Origin of the sequence: Stenotrophomonas maltophilia (assembly GCF_002799245.1) — a bacterium.
GTDB classification, from domain to species: domain Bacteria; phylum Pseudomonadota; class Gammaproteobacteria; order Xanthomonadales; family Xanthomonadaceae; genus Stenotrophomonas; species Stenotrophomonas maltophilia_S.
Map to the genome: position 1 here is coordinate 159,824 of NZ_NEQV01000008.1, position 6,709 is coordinate 166,532.

A 6,709-nucleotide genomic window follows, 5' to 3' on the forward strand; every position below is an offset into this window, starting at 1 on the left:
TGCTTTTGATTGCGTACATTCCTGGCGTAATCAGCCTTGCCTGCATTCAGCGGCATCTATCAGACTGGAGGCTCGACACTCGCATCAGCTCCAACGATGCGAACGCACATTGTGTTGGTCATCCAGAAGGGATGTATGTCAATGATCAGATCGGGACTTGATCAGCGGGATCTGGATATCCTTGCGTTCTACGCTAAGAGCCAGAATCGCGAGCTCTACTTCAATTACCTCGCACAAAGGGAGGGTAGTGATGGGTATGCCCTGCTCGCCCTGGGCGTGGTTCGAAACGACAACGTGCCAGGTGCGACGGCGAACAGCTTTGCTGATCGCCAGGCCCGTGCCAATCGCATCCGGATGGGAGAGAGTGACTGGCAGGCATTTGGTGTGGACCTTATGCGGGCGGACTTCGTGCTGCGCGAAAGGCACTTCCGCGGTAAAAGGCCCGATCTCGCCTTGAATCTACCCGTTGAAGATGTCCAGGCTTCCCACGATCCCACTTTCAGCAGCCGGGGCATCGATCCTTCCGGCTGGACGCCGTATAAACTCATCGTGGCTGCGCGTGCATATGGCGGTGAGCCAGAAGCCGAAGCCGTCTGGAAGATGCTGCTGGACAATCGCAACCTGGGCCTCAACCGGGGTGCGGAAACCACGGCGCTGGTGGCCAGGTACCGCGAGCATATCGACAACCCGCAAGGCTATCTGGCCGATCTGGCGGCCGCGCGCCTGCCGCATGGCGTCGAGCCGGTGAACAACCTGGACCCCGACCGGGTGCTGTTGCACGGGCAGATGCATGTGCACGATGGCAGCAGCTGGCAGCAGGAAGTAAAGATGCCGGTGAAGGCGCCGCTGGGGCCGATCCCGGCTGCCGTGCCCGTGGGCTTGGTTCCGGCGGGAGCCCGGCCGGTCACCGATCCGCAACGGCTGCGCGATCTGGAAGATGCACGCGCCACCCGCCAGCTGCGCGAGGAGCTGCGGCAGCAGTTCCATCCCGAAGACCCCTGCCGGCACCGGCCGATCATGAAGAGCCCGGAGGTGCTGAGCGATGCAGCGCCGTTGCCGATGGATGCCGGGCGCCAGATGGCCGGGCAGTTCGACCCCACCTCAGCGCAGCACCCACGCAATGGCCTGTACCGCCAGTGTGCTGCCGGTGTGCAGGGCCTGGACGCCCAGGTGGCCAAGCCGTGGGACCGGCACAGCGAATGCATGGCCGCCAGCCTGACCGCGCTGGCGGCGGGCAAGGGGCTGGAGCGGGTCGATCATGTGTTGTTGAGCGGGCCGGCCCCCGGCCTGCAGCCGGGCCAGAATGTGTTCGTGGTGCAGGGTGAGCCCTCCAACCCTGCCCACCTGCGTGCGCATATGCCCACTGCGCAGGCGGTCGCCACGCCGCCGGAACAGTCGTTCCGGCAGCTGGCCGTGAGTGATCAGCAACAGGCGCAGGAACAGGCCCTGCAGCGCAGCCAGGAACAGCAGCCACAACAGGCGCACAGCGCCGTGGCCCTGCACGCCTGAGCAGGGTGGCCAGCATGGCGCGGGCCGGCCCCGCATGGTTGCCGCCGCGCCAGCGCATCGCTACGCTCGGTGACCATGCCTACCTCGTTCATCGTCGTTGACGACTTCCTTTCTCCCGCCGATGCGCAGGGGTTGCGCCAGGCGGCGCTGGGCCTGACCTATCCCGTGCAGGAGGGCGCGTTCCCCGGCCGCAATTCGCAGCAGCGGCTGGATCTGGATGGACTGTCCGGCGCGGTCTCGCGGCTGGTCAACGAACCGCTGCGGCCGGTCAACCCGCTGCAGTCGCATGGCAAGTTCCGCCTGACCCTGGCCGGCGATACCGGCCGCGCCAAGGTACATGCCGACCACTCGCACTGGTCGGGCATCCTCTACCTGAGTGCACCGGAACACTGCGAGGGCGGCACCGAGTTCTTCCGCCATCGCCGTACCGGCACCGAGCGCATGGCGCTGGATGCGGCGGAGCTGGCCGCCCTGGGCTATGCCAACGGCGGCGACATGCACCGCGACATCATCGAGCGCGACAGCAACGACGACAGCCAGTGGGAAATGACCATGCGCATCCCGATGCGCTTCAACCGGCTGGTGCTGCTGCGGCCCTGGTTCTGGCATACCGCCGGGCCGGCGTTCGGTGACCGCCCGGACAATGGCAGGCTGGTGTACCTGATGTTCTTCGAGCAGGCGCGCTGAGCGGGGCAGCCATCCACGCCATGCGTGGATGCTTGCATCCGGCCGTGCTCACCACGCAGGCGTCATCGCACCCTCATTCGACGAATGCCTTCGCCGCGCCGTACTCCCATTGCCACGGCACGCCGGTTTCGCCCAGCACGAACGCCACCAGTGCCGGGAACGTGGCCTCTGCCCGCACATCATTGCCCAGGATCACCACGCAGCGCCTGTGCCGCTCCACGCACACCAGCGTGTTGCCCACCGCATCGTCGTGGCCGCCCTTGTAGAAGCCTGCGCCCTGCGGGCCACTGAAGGCCACCACGCCCAGGCCCGCCGCCAGATCTCTGCGCTGCTGCGCCACGGGCAGCTCGGGCTGCAGGGTCGGGAACTGGCTGGCGGTGGTGATCGGCAGTTGTGGCCGCACCAGGTCCTTGCGCATTGAAGTGGATAGACCATCGCCGCGCACATAACCCGCGGCGAAGCGGGCCATGTCGGCAATGGTGGTGTCCATCGAACCCGCCGCCCGCACGCGGCTGCGCTGATCGTGCGGCTCCGTACTGCCTTCGGCAGTCCAGCCATCGGCCAGGTTGCCGGCGAAATCCGCGCGCCACATCATGCTGGTGCGGGTCATGCCGAAGCGATCGAACACCCGCTGCTGCATCAGTGCACCCACGTCCTGGCCCAGCCGGCCACGTTCGATCACGAACTGCAGCAGGATCAGCCCGTCGCCGGAGTACGCGTAGCGGCTTCCCGGGTTGAAGTGGAACCTCAACCGGCCATCGGGTTCGAGGAAGCCGAAGTTGGCAAAGCCGCTGGCGTGGTTGAGCAGCAGGCGCGGCGTGAGCTGGCGCCAGCGTGGATCGCCGGCCAGCACGCTGTAGTCAGCGTACTTCTTCGGTTCCGGTGGATAGTCCGGCAGCGGCTTGTCCAGCGCGGTGGCGATGCTGGCATCCAGATCGATCCTGTGGTCCTGCGCCAGCTGTGCGACCAGGTGGCCGAACGCCATCTTGGTCAATGACGCGGCATACATCACGGTGTCGGTGCGCAGCGGCTCGCCTGCGGCATTGCGTTCGCCGTAGGCAGCCACATGCACCACCTTGCCGCCATCGATCACCGCCAGCGCCATGCCGCGCACATGGGCGGCTTTCATCAGCCGCTGAGCCTCGGCATCGATGCGGGCCGGCGAAGGCAGCGGAGCAGGTGCGGCCAGTGCGGCCAGCGGGAACAGCGTCAGCAACATCAGGGCAGCACGGCGCATGCGTGGAACTCCTGGCGGGACGTGGCGCGATGCTACGCCAGCCCGCCGTCCGCGTCATGGCCCGCCGGGGTCAGGTGGCCACTGGCTGGCGCAGGCAGATCCGTGCCGCCCCCGCGCTGATGTCCACCTGGCTGCCGCGCATGGCGTCGGCACCGAGGATCAGCGCCGGGCGCTGCTCCAGGCCGATGGCTTTGAACACCGGCAGTTCGCTGATCCGCACTTCCATCGCCGGGTGCTGCCAACCGCTGCCGGTCATGCCGGGCAGGGTGTACAGCCAGGTCGCCTGCGGCTTGCCACCCAGGCCCTCGGTGCCCTTCTCGCGCACGCGCACTCGTCCATCGCTGCCGTCGGTGCGCAGCCCCAGTGCGCGCGCCGCCTGGTCATTGAGCACGGTCTGCGCGGCGCCGGTGTCGACCACGGCGATGGCTTCCGGCCCCGTGTCGCCCAGCTTCACGGTGATGAAGCCGAAGCGTTCCAGGCCCCGGCTGCGTTTGGGCAGTGCATTGGCCTGGCAGCCGGGGCCATCGACGTCGAGTGCTCCGGGCTTCCACAGTGCCAGCTCACCGCGGCCGAAGTCCCAGCGGGTATCCCAGCGGCCGGTCAGGTCGTTGCCGATCAGGCCGTCAATCGAGGGCTCGTCGTCCTTCTGCAGGTTGGAAAGATCGGCCTGCATGCCGCTGACGCTAAGCCGCCATCCGCCGATCTGCCATGAGGTCGTGTGCATGCGCTGCAGCGGGGCGTTGCCGGCGCTGGCGCCCTGGGCATGCGTGGCGGCGGACCGGGCATCCTCCAGGCCATAGCGGCGGGCCACCCGACCATCGACGAGGGTGGCCCCAGCCGCGCTGTCGACCACGAAGCGCAGCGGTTCGGCACGGTCGTCAAGCGAAACCGTCACTGATGGGTGGTTGCCCTGCATCCACATCGGCAACACGTATTCAGGTGAGCTGGCGGCCGGCGCAGGGAATGCGGCGGCAAGCAGGGGCAGAACGGTCAGGCGCACGTTGGATCTCCAGGGTGGAAGTGGAGGTCCATTGGTACGCATCGGCGTATCCCGGCAATATCGGCGTTGATACCGTCCTGATACACGCCTGCAGGATACTGGCCGCATGAACACTCCTGCCCGGGTCATCGTTGTCGATGACGACGCCAGCATCCGCGATGCCATCGCCGACTGCCTGCTGCTGCACGGCTACCAGGTGCGTGTGGCCACCGACGCTGCAGCGTTGGATGTGCTGCTGCAGAGCGAGCGTCCGGACGCCATCATCCTGGACTGGATGATGCCCGGTGAGGATGGCCTGTCGGTGTGCCGCCGGCTGCAGGCGCGGGCCATCCCGATCCTGATGCTGTCGGCGATGGGGACCGCACCGGACCGCGTGATCGGCCTGGAAATGGGGGCCGATGACTATCTGGCCAAACCTTTCGATCCGCGTGAACTGCTGGCGCGGGTGCGTGCACTGCTGCGCCGGCAGGACAAGCTGCGCGCCCAGGTGGCCAGCGAGCTGCGCTTCTGCGGCTGGCGATTGTTTCCCGAGCAGCGCCGCCTGCTTGCGCCTGATGGCAGCGAACTGGCGCTCAGCCGGGGCGAGTTCGTCCTTCTGCTGGCGCTCACCGAGCGCGCAGGGCGGGTGCTGGCGCGGGAGCAGCTGCTGTCGATGACCCGCGGTGAGGACAGCGAGAGCGTCGACCGCGCCGTCGATCTGGCGATCAGCCGGCTGCGCCGCAAGCTGGGCGGGGCGGTTCCCGGTGCGGAGGCGCTGGTGCAGACGTTGCGCGGCGAAGGCTATCGCTTCGACGCTGAGGTGCAGGTGCTGTGAGGGCACGATGGTCCACTGCACGCTGGATCGCGATGCTGGCCCTGGCCAGCCTGCTGCTGGCGACCCTGGTCAGCATGGCCGTGGTCGGCTGGATGCCACGACCTGCGCCGCCCCCCATGCGGCTGGACCAGGCCATGCAGGTCCTTCGCGGCGAGCGGTCCGCCACGCCTCTGGGACTGCATCTCGAAACCCGCGCCTCACCCCCCCAGGGCAGCAGCAACGACTGGCTCACCCGGCTGGTTGCATCGCAGATGGGCCTGCCGCTGGAACGCGTGCAACTGGTCTGGAGTGGCCGTGACAAAGCGCCTGACGTGAAGATCATTGAAGGCGGCATGGAGCTTGATGGCAATGCACGGTCGGACGCCTTGCAGGCGCAGGTGTCCGTGCTGACCGAGATGCAGTGGTCACCCTTCGAACTGGCGGTGCGGCAGGCCGATGGCCGATGGCAGGTGGTCGGCAGCGACCACAGCGATCTGGCCGCGTGGCGCCGGCAGGTTGTGCTGGCACTGGTAGCGGGGACCGTACTGTTGGCACCGCTTGCCGCCTTGGCGTCGATCCGCCTGGGACAGCCGCTGCGGCGGCTGGCCGAGGCCAGTGCACGGGTCGAGCTGCAGGATGGCACGCCGTTGCCGGACGACGGCCCACGGGAAGTTCAGATACTGGCCGCCGCGATCAGTACCGGACGTGAGCGCCTGCGCGAACAGGCCCAGGACATGACGCGCATGCTGGCCGCAGTAGCGCATGATCTGCGCACGCCCTTGACCGGACTGCGCCTGCGTGCGGAGTTCGCACCGCCGGCACAGGCCGCGCGGATGGTGGCCGACATCGAACGCATGGATACGATGATCGAGCAGGTCCTCGACTACGCACGCGGCGAACTGCAACCACTGCAACTGCGGCCGCTGGACCTGGCCGCCTTGCTGGAAGAATGCGTGCAGAGTGCACTGCTGCGCGGCGTCGAGATCACCATCGACGCACCGGACACACTACCCTGGCAGGGCGATGCACTGCTGTTGCAACGGGCGATCGACAACCTTGTCGACAACGCCGATCGCTATGCGGGTGCCGTGCACCTGCGCGCCGCCAGGGTGGGCGATCGCATGCAGCTGGATGTGATCGACCGCGGCCCGGGCATCCCCGAGGCCGACCGTGCACGCCTGCTGCAACCCTTCCAGCGCAGCGAGGGATCGCGCAGCCGCGCCACCGGTGGCACCGGCCTGGGCCTGGCGGTGGCGGCCAACGTCGCACGGCGGCACGGGGGCGAGCTCCTGCTGCTGCAGCACGACGGAGGGGGGCTGATTGCACGCCTGCTGTTGGGTCCGGCTTGCTGATATCCCGTTCTAGCGAATACTAGATCGAGAGTGGTGATATAGATCCACGGAGAGCCCCGTTTTTACGGGGCTTTCTGTTTTTCAATGGTTCTTGCACTGTTGAGAATTTCATATATAGTTGTGTGCATGGG

6 protein-coding genes are annotated in these 6,709 nt (G+C 67.1%); 4 read left to right on the forward strand and 2 right to left on the reverse strand.

What is annotated here, in order from left to right; genetic code table 11:
• The first annotated feature begins 114 nt into the window (after positions 1 to 114).
• Positions 115 to 1,509: an XVIPCD domain-containing protein gene (locus B9Y64_RS20475; RefSeq protein ID WP_157804549.1), complete on the forward strand. Its 1,395-nt coding sequence runs from the start codon at positions 115 to 117 to the stop codon at positions 1,507 to 1,509.
• Between the two features lie 75 nt (positions 1,510 to 1,584).
• Positions 1,585 to 2,196 (forward strand): DUF6445 family protein, encoded by a 612-nt coding sequence (locus B9Y64_RS20480; RefSeq protein ID WP_100442220.1) that lies wholly within the window; start codon positions 1,585 to 1,587, stop codon positions 2,194 to 2,196.
• 73 nt (positions 2,197 to 2,269) lie between these two features.
• On the opposite strand, the gene B9Y64_RS20485 is transcribed toward B9Y64_RS20480, so the two are convergent.
• Positions 2,270 to 3,433, reverse strand: coding sequence for a serine hydrolase domain-containing protein (locus tag B9Y64_RS20485; protein WP_100442209.1), 1,164 nt, complete (start codon positions 3,431 to 3,433; stop codon positions 2,270 to 2,272).
• Between the two features lie 70 nt (positions 3,434 to 3,503).
• Positions 3,504 to 4,433: a pepsin/retropepsin-like aspartic protease family protein gene (locus B9Y64_RS20490; RefSeq protein ID WP_238379950.1), complete on the reverse strand. Its 930-nt coding sequence runs from the start codon at positions 4,431 to 4,433 to the stop codon at positions 3,504 to 3,506.
• Between the two features lie 106 nt (positions 4,434 to 4,539).
• On the opposite strand from B9Y64_RS20490, the gene B9Y64_RS20495 reads away from it, so the two are divergent.
• Both B9Y64_RS20495 and B9Y64_RS20500 read left to right on the forward strand, forming a co-directional pair.
• A complete protein-coding gene (locus tag B9Y64_RS20495; protein WP_100442210.1) occupies positions 4,540 to 5,247 on the forward strand; it encodes a response regulator transcription factor in 708 nt (235 codons plus the stop codon).
• A gap of 32 nt (positions 5,248 to 5,279) precedes the next feature.
• The gene (locus B9Y64_RS20500; RefSeq protein WP_100442211.1) at positions 5,280 to 6,578 is read left to right on the forward strand and encodes a sensor histidine kinase; all 1,299 of its coding nucleotides are present in this window, start codon (positions 5,280 to 5,282) and stop codon (positions 6,576 to 6,578) included.
• Positions 6,579 to 6,709 lie beyond the last annotated feature (131 nt).